Source organism: Sorangium sp. So ce362, assembly GCF_051519845.1.
In the GTDB taxonomy this organism is placed as follows: domain Bacteria; phylum Myxococcota_A; class Polyangia; order Polyangiales; family Polyangiaceae; genus Sorangium.
The window spans coordinates 10,294,054-10,317,209 of record NZ_CP150332.1 but is presented as its reverse complement, the minus strand read 5'-3'; the positions used below and the strand labels follow the sequence as shown (position 1 = coordinate 10,317,209).

Below are 23,156 nucleotides of genomic sequence, written 5' to 3'. Positions count from 1 at the left end.
GGTTCGGCAATGTGGCGGAGCTGGTGGCGGAGTTCCCGCGGCTGCGCGAGCCGCACCGGGGGCCGTACGAGGCGACGCTGAAGTACGTGTTCGATTCGCTGGGTCGGATGCAAGAGCTGCACTTCCCCGGGTCGGGCGAGGAGATCGTGCGCTACGGGTACGACCGCGGCGGCGCGGTGGTGTCGGTGGTCGGAGAGAACCAGCGGGTCAATCCGCAGCACCCGAATGAACCGATGACGACGGAGTACCTGAGACACATCGGGTACGACGAGTTCGGGCAGCGGGTGCGCGTCGTGGCGGGCAACGGGATCGAGACGAAGTACCGGTACGAGGCGTCGACGCGGCGGCTGTCGGAGGTGGACGCGGACCACCGGACGCCGCAGATGCAGCAGATGGGGCGGCCGCCGAGGGCGTTCCAGCGGCTGCGGTATGATTATGACCTCGTGGGCAACGTGCTCGCGCTCAATAACGAGGTGCCGTTCGACGCGTCGCCGGGCGGAGCCGTGACGGTCGCGACGATCGAGCAGCGGTTCGCGTACGACGACCTCTATCAGCTGACCGAGGCGTCGGGGACCTACCAGGAGCGGGGAAACGAGCAGCAGCGGTACACGCTGGAGATGGACTACGACGTCCTCGGGAACGTGAAGAAGAAGGGCTCTCTTTTAGGTTTGGTGGAAGCGTGGCCACGTGTGAACAGGTTGCAGCGAGAGACCTGAACAGCAGAGATGAATCAGCGCGATGAGGGAGGAGGCTCCGTGGAGGCCGTAGGACCGTCGCGTGATGGTGCGCACCTTGCCATTGGTGCCTTCCGAGCGTGCGTTCGACAGCCCGCTCGCGACGTAGGCGACGATGCCGTCGAGATGGTGACCAATCGTTCGCGCCGCTTTGGCGAAGGGCTTGAGACCCGAGTGCGTGGCCCACGACATCCACTCTTCGAGTTTCGCCAGTACGACATTCGGCTGACGCCGATCGAGAATGGCTGCGAACGACTCCTTGAGCAGGTAGGCGCGGTAGAGCGTCGCGTTCGTCTTCGGCAGTTCCGTCAGCTTCGCTTGCTCGATTGCAGTCAGATTCCAAGGGTTCTTCTGCAACGCGAATCGGGTATGCTTCAGCGCGCTGCGGTCTTCGGGGTCTTCGATTGTCCTCACTTCTGCACGGCGTACTTCGTCGAGCGCGTCATGAACCAGCCGCTGGACATGAAAGCGGTCAAAGATGATCTGCGCGTTCGTCGCCGACTCCGAGACCGCCGAGATGTACGCTTTCGACATGTCGATCGTGACCGCCTGGATGAGCGCGCATCGCTCCGAGCCGAGCTCTTGGAAGAAGGCCCGGAGCGTGTCGGCGTTCTTCCCCTCTCGCGCCCAGACCACGCGCCCGGTGACGTGGTCGACCACGATGGTCACGTACTTGTGGTGTTTCCTGTAGGAGAGCTCGTCGATGCCGATGTGCGTGAGCCCGTCGAGGATGTCGCGGGGAAGCCGCCGCTCGACCACGCGACTAATGATTGCACCGACCGTCGCCCACGCGACGCGCATCATCGTCGAGACGACGGTCTTCGAGGTCATCTGCGCCAGGTAGCCGACCGTCTCCTCGAAAGCGTGCGTGAACCAGCTCATCGGGTCGGCCCACGGCACCATCTCGGTAGTCACTCCGCACCGCGGGCAACGCAACCGCCGCGGCGAGTACCGGAGCTCCAGCGACATCCCCGCGAGGTCGAGGTGACGCCAGCAACGCGGTTTCCGCTGGTCGTACACCTTCCTCACCGGGCGACCGCACCCTCCGCAGCGAGGGATCTCCGTGGTCGGCTCGACGTCGCAGACCAGCCCGTCCGCCGTGAATTGCGCGCCCGTGACGCGAGTGAACTTGATTCCGAGGACATTGTTGAGCAGAGTGGTCGCGCGCACAGCCGATCGGGCTCCAAGGGTTGGTGTCGTAACCCCCGAGGTAGCCCGTCGGCTGTGCGCGTTCCATCCCCAATCGCACCGCGCCATTCCTGCGCCGAGCTCGCCCGCAACGCCGCGGGGGCCGGGACCAGGTCACGCAGCCGCGCTTCCACCAAACATCTCGGAGAGCCAGAAGAAGGGGCAGGAGGTCGCCCGGTACGTGCCGAAGTGGGGCGCCCCGGGGGAGTGGCAGAAGCAGGAGCCGATCCGGGAGAGGACGTACCGGAACGAGTACCGCTACACCGGGCCGCGGCCGCACGCGGCGAACCAGGTGGACGAGCTCGTGGTGGCCGAGACGCAGCCGCGGCTGCGGGAGTTGTTCTACGACGCGAACGGCAACCACAAGGAGTGGAGATATCGAGCGACGATCACCGACGAGGAGCGCAGGTCCAGCCGCGGCCTCGTGCGGCAGGCCATCGAGACGCGGCAGATCGTCCGCCTGTCCCGGGAGACCGACGCGCCGCGCTTCACGCTCCTCGAGAGCCTCGAGGCGTCGGGCGCGTCCACCGGGCTCATGGTGCCCCTCGCCCACGGCCGCGAGGTCTACGGCACCGTGTACGTGGAGTACGGGACCGACGGCGCCGGGGGCGAGGCGCTCCGCCTCGTCGCCGAGTTCGCCGATCTCGCGGGAGCTCAGGGAATGCGACCTCGCCGTGTACAATGGTGAGGGCTTCACCGGGCGGCAAGAGTCGTGCATCGCCCACATCTACTTCACGATCCGCGTGGGCTCGCGGATCAGGTCGCTCGTCCTGAAGCCGCGGTGAACGTCACGGAACGCCCGTTTCGTGGCATGATGCGCCGACCATGCCCGTCCCGGATCGGCTGAAGTTCACGACCATCGCCCACGCGACGCACCGCTACCTCTCCCCGCTCTCGGCGGAGAAGGCCGCGCGGCTCGTCGACGGGCTCGCGCTCCGCGAAGGCGCGGAGGTGCTCGATATCGGCTGCGGTCGGGCCGGGTTTCTCCTCGACCTGGTCGAGCGCTCTCCGGCCTCCGGCCTCGGCGTCGATCTCAACGGGGCCTTCATCGCCGCTGCGCGCGCGGAGGCTTCGCGACGTGGCCTCGATACGCGCGTGCGTTTCGTGGACAGGGCGCTCGCCGACGTGGTGGGCGACGTGGCGCGCTTCGATGCCGTCGTCTGCATGGGATCGAGCCAGGCGGTGGGCACGTTCGCGGAGGCGCTCCGCTGGGCGTACGCGCGCCTCGTTCCCGGCGGCGTGGCGCTGTTCGCCGACGGTTTCTGGAGGCGACGGCCCGAGCCCGGCTACCTCGAAGCGCTCGGCGGGGCGACCGAGGACGAGATGACTACGCACGCCGGAAATGCACGCGTCGCGCGGGAGGTGGGCTTTCGTGTGCTGTCGACCGCGTGCGCGAGCGACGACGAGTGGGACGAGTACGAGGGCCGTTATTGCGCCGCCGTCGAGCGGCACGTCGAGGCGAACCCGACCGACCCGGATACGCCGGCGATGGCCGATCGCGTTCGCGCCTGGCATGACGCGTACCTCACGTGGGGCCGCGACACGCTGGGGTTTGGCTTCTATACGTTGCTGAAGCCCGCCGCGCGAGAGCCGTAGAACACCTGGGGAATCCCCTGCTGCCGCAGCGCGGAGATGTGGGACCCGCTCTCCGTTTCGATGATGACGGACAGCGTGTGTCGACCCATCTCGCGGCTGTCGCTTTGTCTTGACTTTCAAAACGTTGAGGCCGCTATCGTCTGGCATGCGATCCGTCTCACTGTTACGCCGCCTCGCCCCCGTCCTCCTCGTCGCGCCGCTCGCCGCGGCGCTCGGATGCACTGGCGCCGATGTCCCGCGAAGCCACGCAAAGGAGCACGGCATCGGGGCGGCCGCCGCCGCGCTCACGGCGCCGCGCTGGGACGTGGCGCCGCCGATGAACGTCGGCCGGAGCGGGCACACGGCGACACGCTTGTTCGACGGGAAGGTCCTCGTGGCCGGCGGAGCGAGCGCCACGGCGGAGGTGTACGACCCCGGCACGGATACATGGACGCTCGTCGCGCCGATGAGCACGCCGCACACGGGCCATACCGCGACGCTCCTTCCGGACGGCAGGGTCGTCGTGGCCGGCGGCATGACCGACGCCGTCGAGATCTACAACCCCACCACGGGCACGTGGACGCTCGCCGCGCCGCTCCTCACGCCGCGCGAGCGCCACACCGCGACGCTCCTGCCCGATGGCCGGATCCTCGTGGCCGCCGGCGAGTTCGAAGAGTGGGTGATGAGGTCGAGCGAGATCTTCGATCCCGTCACGAATACGTGGACCGCCGCGGGGTCGATGGCGCAGGTGCGCTCCTCCCACACGGCCACGCTCCTGCCGAGCGGCAAGGTCCTCGTGGTGGCCGGGGTGGACGCCTCCGGCGACCCCATCGGCAGCGCGGAGCTCTACGATCCGGCCACGGGCACGTGGACCGCCGCGGGCTCGATCCAGAATCGGGAAGGGCACACCGCGGCGCTCCTCGGGAATGGCAAGGTGCTCGTGGCCGGCGGCTACACCGATTACGGCGGTGAGGGGTTCTCCTCCACGAACCGCAGCGCGGCGCTCTACGATCCGGCGAGCAATACCTGGACGACCGCGACGCCGATGAACGTCGCCCATCACAAGCACACGGCCACGCCGCTCGCCGATGGCCGGGTGCTTGTCGCCGGCGGCGGCGCGCTCACGGAGGTCTACGATCCGGCGAGCGGGAGGTGGTCGCTCGGCAAGTTCCTGAACGCGGACCGGAGCGGCCACACCGCCACGGCGCTCGCCGATGGCCGGGTGCTCTTGGCCGGCGGCGGGAGCACGAGCGTCGAGCGGCTGACCCTCGCGGCCCCGGGCGATTCTTGCCTCTTCGCGGGCGAATGCGCGAGCGGCTTCTGCGTCGACGGGGTCTGCTGCGATGCCGCGTGTGACGCGGGCTCGTGCGACGCGTGCGCGGTGAGCGCGGGCGCGTCGGCGAATGGCACCTGCACGCCGCTGAGCGGCGCCGTTTGCGGCAGCGCCGACGGCTGCACGGCGAACGGCGTCTGCCAGGCGGGCGCTTGCGTCGGGGAGTCGCCCGTCGGCTGTCAGCCCGCGTGGACGCCCGCCGGGAACATGCCCGTGCCGCGGCACGACGGCACGTGGGCCGAGCTCGCCGATGGTCGCGTGCTCGTGGCCGGCGGGTACGACAACGACTGGAACGATACGCTGTCCGCCAACCTCTACGATCCGGCGACGAACGCCTGGAGCGACGTCGCGCCGCTCTCGCAGGCGCGCCGCAAGGCCGCGTCGATCCGGGTCTCGACCGGCGAGATCCTCGTCGTGGGCGGTGATTCTCCGTCGACGGCCGAGGTCTACGATCCGGTGAGCACGACGTGGACGCTCACCGGCACGATGGTCGCGCACCACGATCCGAGCGTCGTTCTCGTGGGGCTCCCCGACGATCGTATCCTCGCCGTGGGCGGCGGGACGGCGGTCGCCGAGCTTTACGATCCGACGACGAGATCCTGGTCTGCGACGGGCTCGCTCGGCGTCTCGCGCTCGCGGCATTCGGCGGTCCTCTTGCACGACGGGAAGGTGCTGGTGAGCGGCGGCGCGGGCAATCCGGCGACGGCGGAGCTTTTCGATCCGGCCACGGGGACGTTCTCCCCGGCCGGGACGCTGACCTTCGCGCATTCCGGGCACAAGGCGACGAGGCTGCTCGACGGCGGCGTGCTCGTGGTGAGCGGCGACGGCGCCGATCGGTATGACCCGGCCACGAACACCTGGACGCCCACGCAGGCGTTGCTCATGCCGCCCGCCGATTTCACGGCGACGCTGCTCGGCGATGGTCGGGTGCTGGTCACGGGCGGACGGAACGTCCCGCACGCGCAGGTCTACGAGCCGGCGACGAATGACTGGACCGTGACCGGGCCCCTGGACGTCGCGCGCCGACGTCACACGGCCACGCTGCTCGGAAACGGAATGGTGCTCATCGCGGGCGGCAAGGAATGGACAGGAGGCAACGAGTGCACCCTCCGCAGCGCCGCTGTGTACAACCCCGTGACGAATGGCTGGTCGACGGTGCAGAACCTGAGCAGGCAGCGCGACGCTCCGTGGTCCGTGCTGCTCGATGGCAATCGCGTCCTGGTCTTCGGGGGGTTGCGGGCAGGTTGTTCGTCCGGAGACGGCGACCCCGAGGCGCATGAAAGCGCGGAGATTTACGAGGGCGGCGTCACCCCGGAGGGCAGCGGCGGAAGCGGCGGCGCGGGCGGCGCCGGCGGCCCCAGCGGAAGCGGCGGCGCGGGCGGCGCGGGCGGAATGGGCGGGGCCGGCGGAGGCGCTGGCGGAATGGGCGAGGCCGGCGGCGCGGGTGGCGCCGGCGGAATGGGCGGCGGCGGCACCGGCGGAATGGGCGGCGGCGGCGGCACCGGCGGAATGGGCGGGGCCGGCGGAATGGGCGGGGCCGGCGGAATGGGCGGCGCGGGCGGCGGCACCGGCGGAATGGGCGGCGCGGGCGGCGGCACCGGCGGAATGGGCGGCGCGGGCGGCGGCACCGGCGGAATGGGCGGAAGCGGCGGCGGAATGGGCGGGGCCGGCGGAATGGGCGGCGCGGGCGGCGGCACCGGCGGAATGGCCGGTTCCGGCGGTCAGGGCGGTATGGGTGGCGTGAGCGGCACCGGCAGCACCGGCGGCGGCGAAGAGCCGGGCGGCGGCTGCAGCGCCGCAGGCGGATCCACGGAGAACAGCGGACGCGGCTTCGCGGCCCTCCTGGCCCTGGGCGTCCTCTTCGCGCGCCGCCGCGGGCGCTGAAACGCAGAAGGCCCCGCGATGGCCCGCAGCCGCGGAACATCGCGGGGCCCCGGTCGCCCGTGGGCCCCTCTCGCAGAGCCGGACGCGGGTGGCGGGGACATTTGAACATGAAGGCGGGGAGGCGGGAAGAAAATCATCAATGATCTTCCCGCCTTCCCGCCTTCATGTGACATCTCTCCGGGCCAATGCGCCCACCACCCGGACGCGCGGACGCTGCTCACCGTGCTCGGCCGCTCAACCCGCCGGGTCGGCCGCGTGGGCGCCGCTGGCCAGATCGTCGGTCTCGCCGGGCGCAAACCCCACGAGATCGGGCTCGGCCGAGAGCGCCACGCCGAACCGGTCGAGCACCCCGCGCCGCACGCGCCGCGCGAGATCGAGGAGCTCGGCCGCGGTGGCGCCGCCGCGGTTGACCAGCGCGAGCGTGTGGCGCGTCGAGATGCCCGCGGCGCCGTGGCGCGTCCCCTTCGCGAAGCCGGCGCGCTCGATGAGCCAGGCGGCCGACAGCTTCACCCGGCCGCCGCCCGCCGGATACCGCGGGATCGCCTCGCCGGGCGCGAGCACGCCCGCCGCCTCGATGCGCGCGAGCACCCCCGCCGCCGCGCCCGCATCGAGCGTCGGGTTCATGAAGAACGACCCCGCGCTCCGGCCGTTCTCGTCCCCCGGATCGAGCACCATCGACTTGCCGCGGCGGAGCGCGATCACCGCGCTGCGCACCTCGGCGAGCGGCGGCGCGGCCCCCGCCGCAGGCGCGGCGAGCGCCCGCTGGAGCTCGGGGTAGCGGATCGCCGCGGCGCCCCCGGGGCGCAGCGCGAACGTGACCGCCGTGATGACATACCGCCCGCGCCACGCGCGCTTGAACCGGCTGTCGCGGTACCCGAACCCGCAGTCCGCTCCGGAAAGGACGGCGGCCGCCCCCGTCGCGCGGTCGATCGCCCCCACCTCGGCGATCGTCTCGGCGACCTCCTGGCCGTAAGCGCCCACGTTCTGGATCGGCGTGGCGCCGACGTCCCCAGGGATCCCCGACAGACACTCGACCCCCGCCCAGCCCTCGGCGACCGCCCGCGCCACGAGGCCGTCCCAGCCCTCGCCCGCCCCCGCGCGCACGAGGAGGCTCGGGCCCCGCCCGCCTTCGCCGCCCTCCGCGCCCACGACCTCGACCCCGCGGACGCGGACGCGCAGCACCAGCGCGTCGACGCCGCGGTCGGCGACCAGCAGGTTCGAGCCACCGCCCAGCACGAACAGCGGCACGCCGCGGGCCTCGGCGAAGCGGAACGCCTCGACCACCGCGGCGCCGCCTTCGGCCTCGGCGAAGAAGCGCGCCGGGCCGCCCACGCCGAGCGTCGTGAGCGGGGCCAGCGGGACCGACTCGCGGACGTCGAGGCTCAGGGCTTCTTCTCCGGTCCCTGCGGCCGCGCCGCCGGCTTCTGCGCGCCGCTCGCCGGCGGCGCCGGCCGCGCCACCCGGATGCCCGCCATGAAGCCGCTGTCGACCGCCTGCACCCGCTCGACGAACGCCTTGTACTCGTCGGTCGACACCGTCCCCGTCGGCAAGCTCATCGCGAAATCCTCCTCGATCACCGCGCCGTAGCTGCCCTTGCGCGACGCCGCGAGGCCCGCGTGCTCGACCCGCACGCCCTCGGGCGCGCGCAGGACCGCGTAGCCCTCCGGCAGCTCGATCCGGCGGCGCACGTGGTACTGGAGCGCGGTCTCGATCGCGAGCGCGCTCTTGCGCGCCCCGCGCGAGGCGTACGTGGCGCCGAGCGTGCCCGTGAACGCGCGCGGGAACACGAGGTGCACCGGCTCCAGCCCCGGCAGCGTCCACGCCGCGGCGTCCTTGCCCTCCGGCCGCGCGAAGCCGTGGATCGTCACGGCGGCGCGGAGCGCGACCTCCCACGAGCCCTCGGTCGACGAGACCGTGACGTCCTCGACGTCGGCCCACGGGAGCCAGCCGAGCACGACGCCCCGGAGCATCTCGCGCCGCGCCGTGCCGACCACCGTCTCGAACGCCTCCGAGAGCGCCTGCGCCGCCCGGCCGTGCAGCAGAATCGTGAGCGATCCCGAAGCATTACCCTGCGTGTCGACGGTGAGCCGCAGGTCGACCTCGTCGCCGGTCTCGCCGCTCGTCCCGGCCACCGTGACGAGCTCGCCGCCCGGCAGCATGGCGGCGCGGCCGCGCAGCTCGGGGCTGATGCGCCCGGGCGGGAGCGGCGGACCCTCGACGTCGGCGTCGATCCACACGTCGCCGCCCGGCAGGCGCGCGATGACGAGCGGGTGGCGGAAGCGCCCGGCGTGCGGCGGGAACTCGGCCGACGAGCTGAACGGCTCGGTCTCGGCGATCGCGAGATCGGCGCGCACGCCGAGCTCGCGCAGGGCGCGGTAGACGACCCACGACCGGCTGCCCTGGCCGAGCTCGATCATCGTGCGCGCCGTCGTGCGCTGCGGGCCGCCGCCCATGAGCGCCGCGAAATCCGAGAGCTCGGCGCCGCCGGCGACCTTCACCGCCTTGCCCGCGGCCGCGACGACGCGCTCGAGCAGCGCGGGCGACGGCGCCCGCTCGGGGCCCGCCGCCTCGCGCGCCCACCGGGTCATGGTCGGGTCGCGGTCCGAGAGCGCGCGGAGGTTCTCGTCGATCGCCGCGGCCACGTGGCTCCAGGTCTGCGTCCCCAGGCTGACGCCGACGCCCATCTCCATGCGCGGCACGCCGTCCTCGATGCGCCGCGGCGGCTGGTCCTTGATGCGCCAGACGCTGACCTTGGAGGCGCCCTCGACGCGCTCCTCCGCGGCGCCGAGCAGCGGGTGCGACCAGACAGCGAGCGGGAGCGACGACGGGCGGCGGACCTCGATCGTCGCCTCGCGGACGCTCGTGCGCTCGGGGAGCAGATCCCACGTGTCGATGACGAGCTGGCCGCCGTCGCCCGGCAGCGCGTACCCCTCGGTGATCTGCTCGACGTAGTCGCCCTGCTCGAGCTGCGAGAGGTCGCTGTGCTCCTGCGCGGCGTTCGACGCGGCGTCGGGCGCGAGGATGCGGCCGTCGCGCTTGTGGATGCGGCGGCGCAGCAGCCGCGGCATGCCGCGGCCCTCGATGAGCGGGCCGTAGGCGACCGCGCCCTGGGCCACGTCCGTGGTGCCGGAGACGCGCCGGAGGTCGTACGTCACGTAGTGGACGAGCCCGTCGGGCGAGATCGTGAACCGCTCGACGTGGCGGAGCACCGCGGTCGCGGCGCCGGGCAGGAACGCCTTCGCCTGGTCCTCCAGCACGAGCTTGCGCCCCTCGACCTCGAGCGGCGGCGCCGGGTCCGGCGTGAGGCCGAGCGCGCGGGAGATGGGGCCGATCCCGGCGGCGGCGTCGCGCGCCGTCATGCGGTCGCGGGCGAGGCGGCCCCGCACCGCGCGGCCGTCGCCGCGGCCGGCGGCGAGGCCGAGCGCCTCCAGCATCACGCGCTCGCCCGGCGGCATGGCGTCGTACACGGCGAGCGCGCCGCGCAGATCGCCGCGGGCGACGCGCTCGCGCAGCTCGACCTCGCGCAGGGCGCCCGGCGCGCGGCGGAGCCGGCGCAGCCGCTGGATCTCGGCGAGGACCGCGGGGCGGTCGCTCGCGCCGAGGAGCGCGCCCAGGCACGCGTTGCTCGAGCGATCGAGCCCGCCGCCGCAGGCGGCCTTGACCGCGTCGACCCCGGCGCGGCCGTGGATGCGGTCGTCGACCGCGGCGAGCAACGCCGAGCCCGGCGCCGCCGCGGCGAGCCTCTCGTACGCGGCCTCGGCGACGTCGGTGACGCCGGCGCGGCGGGCGGTCACCGCGAGCTCCGCGAGGACCATCCGATCGGCGTCTGCGACCCCGGGCGCGCTCGGGCCGGCCGGGCCGGGCGGGGCGACCTTCACCCCGAGCTCCCGGAGCGCGTCCATGGTGCCCTCGCCCTGGCCGCCGCGGCGCTCGGCGAGCTCCGCCCTGTAGAGGCGCGCCTCCCACGACGCGGGCCACGCGGCGAGCACGCGCTCGACGGCGGCGCGGGTGCGCTCGACGACCTTGGTCTCGGGCAGATCGCCCACGCGGCGGATGGCGCGCGCGTAGAGCAGATCCTGGCGCGGCGAGCGCGGCGCGGCGGCCGGCGACGAGCGAGGCGCGGAGGCCGGCGAGGGCGGCGCGGAGGCCGGCGAGGGCGCGCCGCCCTGGCGGAGGCGGCCGTCGCCGTCCGGGTCGAGGAGGTGCTCCGCCGCGCGCGCGTCGCCGAGCGCGAGCAGCGCCGCGGCCGCGACGTCGACGCCCGCGGGGCCGAGCCGATCGCCGGGGGCGCCGCCCGCCGCCGGGGCCGGGACGAGGCTCACCGCGGCGGGCCGCGCCGCGGTCGCGGACGCGGCGGCGCCGGGGCGCGGCGCGCGGGCGCGGAGCGGGAGGCCGTTCTCGCCCCACGCGCTGAGCTCGACGTCGCTGCCGTCGCCCTTCTGCGCCACGCGCACGACGACGCGCAGCGTCCCCGGCTGGGCCTCCACCGTCGCGAGGCGCGTGACCTGCGCGCCGCCCGCCGCGTAGTCGCGCTGGAGGGCGAGCACGCCGCCCACCTCGAGCACGGCGGCGGACGACGAGGCGAGCGCGAGGCTCACGCGCTGGGCGATCGGGTTGTGGAGGTCGACGACCACGGCGCGCGTGCCCTGGAGGGCGCTCACCGCGTCGACGGGGATCGCGCAGGCGTCGGCGCGGACCACGATCGGCGAGGTGGCCCTCGCGAACGGCGCGATCCCCGGGTAGGACCGCGCGAGCGGCGCGCCCGGCGCGGAGCTCACCGGCGAGGGGCGGGCGAGGCTCTGGAGCGGGGTCGGATCGAGCGGGCCTATGAGCGCGGCCTCGCCCGCGCAGCCGCGGCGCGCGCTCCACGTCGCCGCCGCGGCCTCGTCGCCCACGTGGAGGGCGATGCGGTGGAGGGCGGCCGCGAGCGCGCCGCGCACGAACGGCATCTCCGGCGCGCCGCGGCCGGCGACGTCGGCGAACGCCCAGGCGCGCTGGAGGCGGCGGGTGACCTCGGGCAGCGCCTCGCGCGAGCGGAAGGCGATCGCCGAGGCGTCGGGGGCGGGGCCGCTCGCGGTGCCGGCGCCGAAGACGAGCGCGTCGAGCGACGCGATCACGGTGGCGAGCGCGCCCTCGTCGCTCGGCGCGTCGACGGCGCGCTCGATGGCGGCGAGGTACGGCGCCGCCGCGGCGGAGCTCGCGATCTCGGCCTCCAGCGCGGCGCCGAACGCGGCGGGGAGCGGCGCCTCGACGGCCGCAGGCGCCGCGGCCCCCCGCGGCGCGCACGCGGCCGGCGCGGCGCCGGCGAGCGCCAGGGCGAGCGCCAGGGCGGCCTGGCGCGCGACGGGGGCGCACCCGGCCTGGCGCGCGACGGGGGCGCACTCGGCCTGGCGCGCGACGGGGGCGCACCCGGCGCGGCGAGGGCTGCGAGGGCTCGTTGCGCGCTGGCCGACGTTCCTGGGGCTGCGGGGCTGGGTGGTCACGATCGGCGTCTCCCGGCGCCGCGCGCGGCGGTGCCTGTCCGCCGTTCCTTACGGGCCTGGGATCGCCGACGCAAACGCGAACTTCGAGGCGGCGGCGCGGTCCGCCCGACCCGCGAGGCCGGCCTCCTGCCCTCGGCTTCAGCCTGTGCCGCCCGCCGCGGGCCTCGGCGCGGCGCCTCCGGCGGGGGTGCGCGCCGGCGCGCCGGACGACGCCGCGTCGCTCGCCGAAAGGCGCTTCATGCAGAGCTTGAGGCCCGCGCGGAGGTTCCCCACGGTCGCGATGCCCGACAGGTCGAGCCCGAGGGAGACCATCGTCTGCGCCACGCTGGACCGGATGCCCGTGATGACCCCCTCGGCGCCCAGCAGCCGGATGGCGCGGACGAGCTCGATGAGATAACTCGCTGTCTTCGTGTCGACGAACTCGACCCCGGTGAGGTCCAGGATCGCGAAGCGGGCCTGCTTGTCCACGATGGCGGCCAGGAGGTCGTCCATCACATCGGCGGCCCTCTTGCTGTCGACGACGCCCACCATCGGGAGGGTCAGCACGCTGTCCCAGACCTCGATGATGGGCGTCGACAGGTCGCGGATCACGTTTTGCTGGCGCTCGATGATCTCGAGCCGCGACTTCAGCTCGTCTTCCCTGAGCTTCGCCTCCGTGCCGTCGAGCGTGAAGCTGACCGCGCCGTCGGGCTCCCCGCGGGCGTCGCGGACCGGGATGACCCACGTCTCCCAGGCCATCTCGAACGCCTCGACGTGGGTGCGGACGAGCTCGCCCCGGACCGCTCTTCGCATCGGCTCCATGTCCATCGGCGTGGGAGGCTCGTCGAACACGTTCATGCCGATGAACTGGCCCGGCTTCAGGCCGAGGGACTGGAGCATCTTGCCCTCGTGGAAGGTGCAGACGCCATCCCGATCCATCCGGGTCACGGCCGTGTCCACGGCGCCGAGGATGGCCCGGAGGATGACGTCGCTCTCCCTCAGCACCTCGACGGCCTTGACCTGCTCCGTGACATCCTGCCCGAAGCAGAGCAGCCGAATCGGCTTGCCGCCGTCGTCGACCACGGGCGCATGTCGCCACTCGCACACGATGGTGCGCCCGTCCTTGCGGGCATGGGTGCAGCGCAGCGGGGCGCTCGCCTGCCCGAGCGAGCGTCGCCAGGCCTCGGCGTCCGGTGCGCTCAAGATCATGTCCGTGAGGCGGCGGCCCACCGCTTCGTCAGCGGTAATTCCAAAGAGGCGTTCCGCCTCGCCATTCCACGCGACGACCACGAGATCGTCGAGATCTCCCGCGCACTCGATCACCGCGAAAGGCGCGCTGCGGACAGCGCTCATGTAGCTCGTGGGGAGCCCAGGGGATCCGGGGGCAGTCGCTGTGCTCGTCATCGTTCGTCCTCAAGGTAACGTGGGCCGGCGGCCGGTGTCGAGGACGACCGACGAGCGGTCAGCACGGGGGGAGAGGGCTGAGCCGAGCGCGTGAGGTGGAATTCAATCGCGCTGACGGGCCCCGGGGATCAGGAGCGCTGTTCACATGTCGTGTAGGGAAGGGAGCTCCCTATCCTCGCGTCGAGGCGCCGGGCGGGCTCAGCCGACGAGATCGATCCTGGGCCCCGCCCGCGGGGCGAGGGAGCGGTCTCACGCTGCACGTCTCCAGCGGGGGCGAGCCCCGCCCGGGTAAGCGCGGGAGCGCCCGGTAGCAGGCCCCAGGCTCGCGGGGGAGACCCCGTGGCCCGAGCGGGGCGTCGAAAGCCTCCACGGAGGGAGCAAGAACGCGGGTCGCACATGAAGTGAAGCCTGCCGCCGCTTGGACTTCCTTCTATGAAACGCCTTATGCTTGCCGCTCGAAGCTCACTCCGAATCCAGATCCCCCACACAGGCCCACCCGGCCGACCTGCCGTCGTTGACCTTGATTCTCCAGGGACCCGCAAACCCCTCAGCCTCGGTGGGCGGCTCGATCACGGCGCCGTCGTCCCAGCCCAGCGCCGGCTGGAGACGTGCGTGACCATACCTCCCCGAGATCCTGGTGAGCGCGCACGCCCTGGCGCTCAGCTCCGAGGCGATTTCGAGGTGGGTTGTGAAATCGGGGTTGGAGCCCGTCGAGCCTGTGACGATCTCCAATTCTGACGGGATGGTGACGCATGCGGCATTGACCTGCACGTGCCCAGCCTGCACGCCCGGGTTGCCGCTAATGTTATCAAAATGCCCGACGTTGGACTCGACATACCAGCCAGGCGTCGGATACGTCGAGCTTGGCTGCGTGATCTCCCTGACGCGCGCATAGCTTGAGGTTGCAGACCATGTGTAATAGCTGCCGATCACACCCGTGAGGAAGCATTGTCGCCGGTGCAAGGTGTCCAGTTCGGCGATCTTGACGGGAGGCGCGATGCTTCCATTGCTTAGATTGCTTACCCAACTTCCACTTGTAAAGTTTGAGCCGGGAAAACAGGTTGTGCTAGCGAAGACAGGGTTGTTTCTCCAGACCCTCGTGTTAGAGCTGCTCACCGCGGCGCCCCCATGTCCCTTGAGGAGATAGAGACCAAACCCGTTGAGACCCACCGAGGCGGTCGACAGCACGCCAGGGGCAGCAGCGTCGCCATGGCCGAGATCCCCTGCAACACCACTGAGGAAGCATCTGTGACTATTACTGGCGGGATATAAGAGCACCCCATTCAAGTCCGTCGTGGTCCCGTACCCCCACCAATACCAGGAGCTGAGCGCCTGTCTCGCCTCCCCCACCGCCTCCTCCTCCAGCTGCAGCTCGCCCTCCTGACCGGCGACGCACGCGAGGGGAAGCGCGCACAAGAGCAAGGGCGAAACGGCGTGGGCGAGGCGACGGAACATGGAAGCGGTCAAAATGTGACTGGTCGTCATGGATTCACTTTCGTGGATTCTGAAGATGATGTTGTGCCGAGAGTCAGTAGAGGATGTGCCCCTGTGCGGATCATGGATGAGACGAGAAGCGGCGTTCGGTTTGCTGGCACTCCTTGAGATTGGTTGCGAAAGCTCGCGCGCGTCGGTCCCACTCCGCCAAGAGCAGTTGAGTGGACAGCCGTCGGCATGACGGCGGCGCTCTCCGGCCCTGATGTCGATGCACCCGAGACGCGGCCGTGACCGGACAGTGGAGCGTCCAGAACGTACCGCCTTTAGCAACACATACTTTAGCAATACATGTGCCAGATCGCGGCTTTGCTGACCCACCGCCCGTGCAGCCGTGCTGATCTGGCTAATCCGCAGCGCCTTGGGGCCGGGATCGCAGCGACGAGTGCTCGCTCATCGCCGGCCTTGGAATCCCCCTGGCACCGCCGGGGTTTTGATGAAGCTGCAAAATGTCACGGTCGATCCGTGACATGTCACGGTCGATCCGTGACATGTCACGTGACATGTCACGGTCGATTCTTGGCGGCACGGTGGGCGTCGAGCAGGTCGAGGGAACGGGCCGCCCTGCCGCCGCTGGATCGACGAGCGCACCAGGGGAGAAGAAGAATCAACGGATGTGGGGAGGCCATAGGTGAATCGCGGCGCCTATGTCGGGCTGACATCTGACGCCGCCGCTACCCCAACCCGGGTCGGGTCGGATTGGCGGATTGATGCCTGGCGTGAGAAATCGCTGTCGCTGGGCGTAATGGCAGGGTGGGAGGCGACAGTGCGCATGGCGCCGCCCGGCTACCTCAACTTGGGCCCGGCTACTCCAACCTGGGTCGGGTCGCCACCCGCACACGATGGTGCGTCCGTCCTTGCGGGCATGGGTGCAGCGCAGCGGGGCGCTCGCCTGCCCGAGCGAGCGCCGCCAGGCCTCGGCGTCCGGTGCGCTCAAGATCGTGTCCGTGAGGCGGCGGCCCACCGCTTCGTCAGCGGTAGTTCCAAAGAGGCGTTCGGCCTCGCCATTCCACGCGACGACCACGAGATCGTCGAGGTTTTTCGCGCACTCGATCACTGCAAAAAGGCGCGCTGCGGACAGCGCTCATGTAGCTCGTGGGGAGCCCAGGGGATCCGGGGGCGGTCGCTGTGCTCGTCATCGTTGGTCCTCAAGGCAACGTGGGCCGGCGGTCGGTGTCGAGGACGACCGACGTGCCACAAGCAAGGGAGGGAGAGGGCTGAGCCGAGCGCGTGAGGTGGAATTCAATCGCGCTGACGGGCCCCGGGATCAGGAGCCCTTCCGGGCACACATGGTGGTCGTCCGCCGTCCGCTCGACGCGGACCTCTGTGACAGCGCGGGCTGGGTCGAGCTGTCACAGAGGTCCGCAATTTCCCGAGCGTCCCTGCTCCACATGGCCGGGGGCGGTGGTCAGGCGACCCTGGGCGCTGGCGAGACGCAGCGGGCTCGACCGCGCTCTGCACGCGCCAAGCGCGACGCACGCGAAGAGGCGTGTACGATGGACTTCATGCAGAGAGAAGGGAAGATGTCATGAAAAAGGGAGCACAGGAAGAGGCGAAGAAACGGCGAAGCGGCGGGACGCGTGCTCCGTCCACCAGCGAACACGATGACTCCGCCGCAGTGACGGCCTACCTGGCTGCGCTGGAGCACCCGCTCAAAGCCGTGGTCGTGGCGATTCGGAGCGCCATCCTCGGGGTCGACCCGGCGATCACCGAGGGGATCAAGTGGAATTCAGCGAGCTTCTATTGCCACGGATGGTTCGCCACGGCCAACGTCCGGGCCAAAGGCGCGGTCCAGGTCGTGCTGCACCACGGGGCCAACGTGCGTGCGGAATCCTCCCTCAGCCAGTCGATCGACGACGCGGCGGGCCTGCTGAAGTGGTTGTCTGCTGACCGGGCGATCGTCACGTTCACCAGCCTCGATGACCTCGAGGCCAGGCGGGGCGCCTTCGTCGCGATCATCCGACAGTGGGCGGCATACCAGGTGAAGCTCGCCAGCATGGCCTGATCGGGCGCTGCGCCGGGAGCGGGAGAACGACCGAAAGAGGCGGAAGCATTCGGGCTATTCATGGACAAGAGGGTCGGTGCTGATTTCGAGAAGGGGCTCGGCGCGATGAAGCAGAACGTGGAGTCGAAGGCCGCGCCGCCGAGCTGACCGTCGGCGGGGAGCCCTCCGCTCGATCAGCCGTCGTTCTGTACGATCGCCCATCCGGGCTCGGGGGCGAGCCTGGCCGCTGTCCGCCGCACCTGGGCCTCGATGCCCTGCTCGCCCGGGGCTCCGGCTCGCCCGCTCGCCCGAGCCGCACGCTTCCGGTGCTGACGAGGCGCCGCGGGCGCACGCGAGGTGCCCTCCCTCGCGCGCGCCGGACGCGCATCTGGACAGGGTGTCCTCATGGCGCCCAGGTGACGTGGGGGAAGAGGATCGTCCGGCCCGAAAGAGAGCTGAACTACCTCTTGCGATGTGCCGGCCAACCCATCGACAGCACCCAAAAATCGACGCCGGCGTAGGGGATTCCCTTCCGATGGCGGTGCAGCAGCCGTGTGGGCGCTTGCAAGAAAGTGGACCGCGCCGCGCAGGTTCTGCTAGGGGGAGGACTTATGATCATCGCGCTCACCGGACAGAAAGGTGGGATCGGCAAGAGCACCACGGCCGTGAGCCTCGCCGTGGCCGCGCTGGCGAACGGCCGCCGCGTGCTGCTCGTCGACGCCGATCCCCAGGGGACCGTCCGCACGTGGGGCGACGTGGCCGCCGAGGCGGGGCACGAGATCCCGACCGTCATGGCCATGGGGGCCTCGATGCACAAGCCGGGGCAGCTGCCGGACGTCGCCGCCGCGTACGACCTCACCGTCATCGACTGTCCCCCGCGTCACGGCGAGATCGCGCGGTCGGCGCTGATGGTCGCCGACGTGGCCATCTACCCTTGCGGCCCCACGGCCGCGGACGCCTGGGCCCTCACCGCCGCGATCGAGGTGTTCCGCGAGGCCGCGGCGCTGCGGAGCGCGCTCAAGGGCTGCATCCTCATCACGCGCAAGCAGGGCCGCACGGCGCTCGGCAAATCGGCGCGCGCGGTGCTCGAGACCTCGGGCCTGCCGGTGCTCTCCACGGAGCTCGGCTATCGCATTGCCTACCAGGAGTCCCTCGCCTGCGGGCAAGGGGTGACGGGCTACGCGCCGCGCGACGCCGCGGCCAGAGAGATCACCCACCTTCTCGAAGAACTGGAGAAGCTTCATCATGGCGAAAAAGCAAGTCGCGGTCTCGCTAAGAAAGCCGCCGTCGCCTGAAAAGGCCGACGCGTTCGTCGCAGGCAGCACCGACGGCAAACCGGCCCACGACGCCCTGAAGTCGCGGCCCGCCGCAGACAAGCGAGCGCACGACGACGACAGGCCGGCCGAGGCGAAGCAGGAGCGAGCGCCGGAAGCGCAGCCGGCCGCCGAGCCGCCCGCGGCGCCACTGCAGGCGAGCGCGGCCGCCGAGCCCCAGGCGCTCGCCACAACCTCGGAGCCGCCGGCCGTCCCGGCGGTGCTCGTCGGGAACGACGGCCGCGCGCGGCGCGCGGTGACCGTCTACCTCCCCGATCCGCTCGCGGACCGGCTGCTGCTCCACTGCATCGAGCAGGACCGCGACGTGAGCAACCTGGTCGGCGAGGCGGTCGAGGTGCACCTCGACAGGCGCCTCGGGCCGGCGTCGGTCTCGGCATCCCCGGCCTCGGACGGCGCAGCCGCCGCGCGAGAGGCGGCGCCGCCAGGCCCGGCGTACCGCGCCGAGCCGTACCGCGCCGAGCCGTACCGCGCGGCGGACACGAGCCCGAACGGGCGCGTCGGCCGCATGGTCCAGGTGGGGCGGGTGCTGATGACCCTGTGGCGACAGCGGCCCCGGGCGAGCTGACCCGAGCGCACGAGCGAGCGCGGCAAGACACAACCGCTCCCGAACGAACCCCGGCGCGAAACCTCGGCGCGACCGGAGCGCCCGGGGTGACCGGACAGCGGCAGGAAAGCGAGCGGGGGAAGATCAAGGATCTTCCTGCCTTGGCGCGCTCCCTCCTCACCTGCGAGCCTCTCCGGGCCCAAACAGGCCATCACGCGTTCTGCCCTTCAATTCCCGGAGCGCAGGCCTTATCCAGCCTCCAAACAAGAGGCGACCACCAGGACGAGCGATGACCCAGCATGTTCGGGACGAGGGGACGGTCGCGCCCTTCATGAACCCGGCGGCCGAGAAGATCACCGGCTTCCTTCCGCTTCACCTGGCAGAAGCGTGATCCGAGCGACTCCTGAAGCCCGGCGCTGCCGCGTCCGGCGAGCGCCACTGGCAAGCTCAGCAGAGGTACGGAAGCTCCTTGCTGGAGTTGAACCGGGCGAAACGGCGGTCCAAGCTCGAGCGATGGAATATTTCGAGGAGCCCGCGCGGGTGCGGGCAGGTCGGAGCGCGCCCCGGCACACCGGCGGCCGCGAAACCTCCGCGGCCGCCGCCGTCTTGCCATGATAATTGCCGCGGCGGCCATCGCGCGGAGGTTGACGTTCACGCCCTCCTCGCCAAGGAGATCCAGGAGACAATGAACGTTGAAGAAAAGCTCCTCAACATCCTCCTCGTCGAGGATGACGAGGTCGATGTGATGAACGTCCGCCGGGCGTTCCAGCGCAACAACATCTCGAACCCCCTCTGGATCGCTGGCAACGGGGTCGAGGCCCTCGAGATCCTGCGCAGCGGCGTCATCCCGGTGGAGCGCCGGCTGATCCTGCTCGACCTGAACATGCCGAAGATGAACGGCATCGAGTTCCTGCGCGAGCTGCGGGCCGATCCGGATCTCGTGGCCACGTCGGTTGTCGTGCTGACCACCTCGAACGACGACCGTGACAAGGTGGGGGCCTTCAACCTGAACGTGGCCGGCTATCTCCTCAAGCCCGTCACGTTCCTCAGCTTCGTCGAGCTCATGGCAGCGCTCAACAAGTACTGGAGACTCGTGGAGCTACCTTAGCGAAACTCGCCGGCTTTCTGGCCGCCTTCACGGTGGGGCGGAGAGGCGGCGAGGCGCGCAGATCGCGATGTGGCCTGGCGGAGGCCGGCCACGCGCCGAGCTCTCCGTGCAGATCGCGATGTGACCGGACGGCGGCCGGCTACTTGCTGCGCTTGACGACGCCGAGGGCCCGCTGCGCCGCCTTGACGGCCGCCTGCGCCTCCTTGCCGTCCACCGCGGCGAGCGCCGCCGTGATCGCGGTCGCGACCTCGCGCCGGCTGTGCGGGTGCACGTCGGCGAGCTTCAGGTAGAGCTGCGCCTTCTCGGCGAGATCGGCGCCGCCGCGCCGCGCCTCGATCCGCTCGAGCAGGCAGCCCGCCACTGCGGCGTCGTCCATCTTCTTCAGCGCGTCGAGCGCCGCCGCCCGCTTCGCGAGCTCCGGCCGCGCCTCGATGAGATCCACGAGCGGCGCGAGCGCCACGGGGCCGAACGCGCGGATCGCGTCCGCCACGATGCCGGGCTTGTACCCCTCGGCGTAGGCCGACAGGAGCTCGCTCAGCCCGCGGACGTCGCCCAGGTAGCCGAGCGCGTACGCGGCGATCTTCGCCTCCCGCTCGTCCTTGCCGCGGCCCGCCAGCATCCGCACGAAGGTCTCGACCATCTCGACGTCGCCGAGCTGGGCGAGCGCGTAGGCGGCCTCCTCGCGCACGTCGCGGGAGGCGTCCGCGTAGAAGGCGCGGCGGAGCGCCGGGAGCGCGGCGAGGTCGCCCAGCTCGGCGAGCGCCTTGAGCGCCTCGCCCCGCTCCTCCTTTGTCGGCGCCGCGCCGAGCGTCTTCGCGAGCTCCTGCACCCGATCCACCCGCGCGGCGCGGCGCGCGCGCACCGCGGCGCCGCCCGACCCGGCCGACGGCTCCGCGTCGATCGCGTCCAGCGCGTCGCGGGCGAGCGCCCGCAGGCCGGCGTCCTTGGCGTGCTCCGCGACCTTGCCGAGCATCGCCGCCGCCTCGCCGCGGGCCGGGCCGCCGTGCTGGACGACCGCCTGCAGCACCCGCACCGCGGTCAGCTTCGCCACGCGGCCCGCCTTCACCGTGAGCGCCTTCTCGGCGGCGGCGATCGCCTCGGCCCCGAGCGGCGCGAACGTCCTCGCGATCGTCGGCGTCGCGGTGCCGTCGGCCCAGATCGGGAAGATGCTCTGCACGAGCTCGCTCGCCGGCAGCGACGCGTAGTAGCGCGCGTGGTGGACCGCGGCGACGTAGCGGCTCATCGCGCCCGCGGCCCGGCGCCGCGCCACCTCGTCCGGGGGGAGCGTTTCGTCGGGCCGCGCCACGACGACGCTCTCGTAGGTCGGCACGCGCTCGATCGCCTTGCCCTCGCCGGCGCGATCGATGTGGGTCGCGCCGGCGAGGCGCACGAGCGCCATCTCGAGCACCTGGTAGAGCTTGATGAAGTCGTCGAGCCGGTCGGCCGGCTCGGGCTTCTGCGGCAGGCTCTGGAGCAGCGCGGCCTGCTTCTCGAGGCGGAGGTCGCGGAGCCGCTCGGCGAGCGGGTCCGTCACGCGCGCGCTGAGCCCGGTCAGGCCGGTGGCGAGCGCCTCGGCGAGCTCCTCGCGGACCTCGCCGAGCGCGATGGCCGCGGGCGAGGCGCCCGCCTCGCGGGCGGCGGCGTTCCACGCGGAGCCCTCCAGCGGCCCGGTCCGCGCCGCGGTCCCCTGCTCGATGACCGGGAGCAGCGAGAGGCCGAGCGGGCCCTCGACGATCGCGGCGAGCGGCCACAGGACGGGCAGGGCGGCGTCGATCCCGACGTCGCCGAGCAGCGCGCGGAGCCGGGCGTCGCGGAGCGAGCCGGCGAGCCGCTCCTCGAGCGCCGGGTCGTCGGGCAGGTGGAGGGCCTCCCCCTTGTCGTCGACCGCCGAGAGCCGCGCGCCGCGCGCGAAGAGCGTGTCGGTGAGCACGGCGACGGGCACGAGGTCGGGCGCGAAGACGTCCTTGCGGTGCTCCTGGAGGGCCGCGAGCGCCGCGCCGACGTCGGGCAGCGCCCGCGCGAGGACGGCCTCGAGGGCGCCTGTGTCGAGCGGGCGCTTGTCGCCGAGATCGGTGAAGTCGAGGCGGAGCGGCGGGTAGCCGGGGTAGGTCGTCGCGCGCGCCCCGGCGAGCACCTCGCCGGCGAAGCTCCGCTTCGGGTCGCCCCGCTTCGCCATGAAGGCGGGGAGGATCTGCTTTTCGCTGAAGTGCCGGCCGGACTCGAGGTCGATGAATCGGCTCTCCCGGATGACGAAATCGTCGCTCGTGGTCCGCGTCGAGAAGGCGTACTCGACGAGCGTGAGCCCGTCCGCGGGCATCCGGTCGGACGCCTTCCACGTCTTGCCGACGAGCTCCTCGACGTGGCGGTCGTCGAGCGGCTCGCCCGCGAGGTGCTTCTCGAGCTTGCGGGCGGTGAGCAGGAGGTCGGCCATCAGGTTCGCGTAGGCGACCGCCGGGAGCGCGTGGCGGCGAGCGCCCGCGGCCTGTCGAGCGCCCGCGGCCTGTCCGGCGCCCGCGGCCTGTCCGCGAAGCAGCGCGGCGAGGTCGAGCGTCCGGGCCGAGAGCCGCCGGAGGCGGTTCTCCCGGAGGCCCTCGGCGAGCTTCTCCATCTGCTCGATGCGGTCGGCCCCGATCGTCGCGACGCCGGCCACGCCGAGCTCGCGCACGAGCGTGCTGACCTGCTCGACGCCCGACTTCATCAGGGCCTGCGCGTTCGCGGCCCCCTTCTTCACGTTCTTGCGCGCTCTCTCCCCGCCCGGGGCGCCGGGGGGCGCCGCGTCGCTCACGACGAACGACTCGGGCGCGCGCGCCCAGGCGACGAGCAGCGCCGCCGCGTGCTTGCAGAACGCGGTGCTGAAGGCCCGCGCCGGGCAGGTGCAGCGCCCCTTGAACGCGGGCGCCGGCGCGTCGCTGTAGACGAGCGTCACCTTGTAGGGCGAGGCCCCCGAGCCCCTGGCGTCGCAGAACAGCTTGTTCTCGTGGCGCGCCAGGTTCAGGAGCTGCCCGCCGTCGTAGAGCAGCGTGCCCTTCTTGAGCTCCCCCGCGTCCTGGATGAACGCCCGGAGCTCGGCGGCCCCGATGCGCTGCACCTCGCCCGGCGCCGCGCTCACGGGGCC

14 protein-coding genes are annotated in these 23,156 nt (G+C 72.0%); 8 read left to right on the top strand and 6 right to left on the bottom strand.

Annotated features, from left to right (window positions below; translation table 11 throughout):
- Positions 1-11 precede the first annotated feature (11 nt).
- Positions 12-716: an RHS repeat domain-containing protein gene (locus WMF17_RS39695; protein WP_437646295.1), complete on the top strand. Its 705-nt coding sequence runs from the start codon at positions 12-14 to the stop codon at positions 714-716.
- On the opposite strand, the gene WMF17_RS39690 is transcribed toward WMF17_RS39695, so the two are convergent.
- Positions 663-1,991, bottom strand: coding sequence for an ISL3 family transposase (locus tag WMF17_RS39690; protein ID WP_437644356.1), 1,329 nt, complete (start codon positions 1,989-1,991; stop codon positions 663-665). The two genes, WMF17_RS39695 and WMF17_RS39690, sit on opposite strands and share 54 nt — an antisense overlap.
- A gap of 112 nt (positions 1,992-2,103) precedes the next feature.
- Here WMF17_RS39690 and WMF17_RS39685 point away from each other — a divergent pair, with 112 nt between their 5' ends.
- The 3 genes from WMF17_RS39685 to WMF17_RS39675 all read left to right on the top strand — a co-directional run bounded on the left by WMF17_RS39685 (position 2,104) and on the right by WMF17_RS39675 (position 6,714).
- Positions 2,104-2,610: a GAF domain-containing protein gene (locus WMF17_RS39685; protein ID WP_437646293.1), complete on the top strand. Its 507-nt coding sequence runs from the start codon at positions 2,104-2,106 to the stop codon at positions 2,608-2,610.
- Between the two features lie 137 nt (positions 2,611-2,747).
- Complete coding sequence (locus WMF17_RS39680) at positions 2,748-3,518, top strand: SAM-dependent methyltransferase (protein WP_437598645.1); 771 nt, start codon at positions 2,748-2,750, stop codon at positions 3,516-3,518.
- 145 nt (positions 3,519-3,663) lie between these two features.
- Positions 3,664-6,714: a kelch repeat-containing protein gene (locus WMF17_RS39675; RefSeq protein WP_437646291.1), complete on the top strand. Its 3,051-nt coding sequence runs from the start codon at positions 3,664-3,666 to the stop codon at positions 6,712-6,714.
- Between the two features lie 234 nt (positions 6,715-6,948).
- On the opposite strand, the gene WMF17_RS39670 is transcribed toward WMF17_RS39675, so the two are convergent.
- The 4 genes from WMF17_RS39670 to WMF17_RS39655 form a co-directional block, all read right to left on the bottom strand.
- Entirely contained in the window at positions 6,949-8,046 is a 1,098-nt protein-coding gene (locus tag WMF17_RS39670; RefSeq protein WP_437646290.1) for a UDP-N-acetylmuramate dehydrogenase, read from the bottom strand.
- A gap of 50 nt (positions 8,047-8,096) precedes the next feature.
- Positions 8,097-12,197: a hypothetical protein gene (locus WMF17_RS39665; RefSeq protein WP_437646288.1), complete on the bottom strand. Its 4,101-nt coding sequence runs from the start codon at positions 12,195-12,197 to the stop codon at positions 8,097-8,099.
- 138 nt (positions 12,198-12,335) lie between these two features.
- Positions 12,336-13,580 carry a PAS domain-containing protein gene (locus WMF17_RS39660; RefSeq protein ID WP_437646286.1) on the bottom strand — a complete coding sequence of 415 codons (1,245 nt, stop codon included), beginning with the start codon at positions 13,578-13,580 and terminating at the stop codon, positions 12,336-12,338.
- Positions 13,581-14,042: 462 nt separating this feature from the next.
- On the bottom strand, positions 14,043-14,513 hold the full coding sequence (locus tag WMF17_RS39655) for a hypothetical protein (RefSeq protein WP_437646284.1): 471 nt from the start codon (positions 14,511-14,513) through the stop codon (positions 14,043-14,045).
- A 2,086-nt stretch (positions 14,514-16,599) separates the two neighbouring features.
- Here WMF17_RS39655 and WMF17_RS39650 point away from each other — a divergent pair.
- From WMF17_RS39650 to WMF17_RS39635, 4 genes are all read left to right on the top strand, one after another.
- The gene (locus tag WMF17_RS39650; RefSeq protein ID WP_437646282.1) at positions 16,600-17,076 is read left to right on the top strand and encodes a DUF1801 domain-containing protein; all 477 of its coding nucleotides are present in this window, start codon (positions 16,600-16,602) and stop codon (positions 17,074-17,076) included.
- Between the two features lie 533 nt (positions 17,077-17,609).
- A complete protein-coding gene (gene parA, locus WMF17_RS39645) occupies positions 17,610-18,350 on the top strand; it encodes a ParA family partition ATPase (RefSeq protein WP_437598636.1) in 741 nt (246 codons plus the stop codon).
- Entirely contained in the window at positions 18,301-18,954 is a 654-nt protein-coding gene (locus WMF17_RS39640) for a hypothetical protein (RefSeq protein WP_437646281.1), read from the top strand. Before parA ends, WMF17_RS39640 begins: the two co-directional genes overlap by 50 nt.
- A gap of 664 nt (positions 18,955-19,618) precedes the next feature.
- The gene (locus WMF17_RS39635) at positions 19,619-20,041 is read left to right on the top strand and encodes a response regulator (protein ID WP_437598634.1); all 423 of its coding nucleotides are present in this window, start codon (positions 19,619-19,621) and stop codon (positions 20,039-20,041) included.
- A 139-nt stretch (positions 20,042-20,180) separates the two neighbouring features.
- Here the strand turns inward: WMF17_RS39635 and WMF17_RS39630 are convergent, their stop codons facing one another.
- Entirely contained in the window at positions 20,181-23,150 is a 2,970-nt protein-coding gene (locus WMF17_RS39630; protein ID WP_437646279.1) for a HEAT repeat domain-containing protein, read from the bottom strand.
- Positions 23,151-23,156 lie beyond the last annotated feature (6 nt).

Excerpts from the sequence above, each read along its gene's own strand:
- WMF17_RS39635 (WP_437598634.1), top strand. The coding sequence starts at position 19,619 with ATGAACGTTGAAGAAAAGCTCCTCAACATCCTCCTCGTCGAGGATGAC.
- WMF17_RS39640 (WP_437646281.1), top strand. The coding sequence starts at position 18,301 with ATGGCGAAAAAGCAAGTCGCGGTCTCGCTAAGAAAGCCGCCGTCGCCT.
- WMF17_RS39660 (WP_437646286.1), bottom strand. The coding sequence starts at position 13,580 with ATGACGAGCACAGCGACTGCCCCCGGATCCCCTGGGCTCCCCACGAGC.
- WMF17_RS39675 (WP_437646291.1), top strand. The coding sequence starts at position 3,664 with ATGCGATCCGTCTCACTGTTACGCCGCCTCGCCCCCGTCCTCCTCGTC.
- WMF17_RS39680 (WP_437598645.1), top strand. The coding sequence starts at position 2,748 with ATGCCCGTCCCGGATCGGCTGAAGTTCACGACCATCGCCCACGCGACG.
- WMF17_RS39650 (WP_437646282.1), top strand. The coding sequence starts at position 16,600 with ATGAAAAAGGGAGCACAGGAAGAGGCGAAGAAACGGCGAAGCGGCGGG.
- WMF17_RS39690 (WP_437644356.1), bottom strand. The coding sequence starts at position 1,991 with ATGGCGCGGTGCGATTGGGGATGGAACGCGCACAGCCGACGGGCTACC.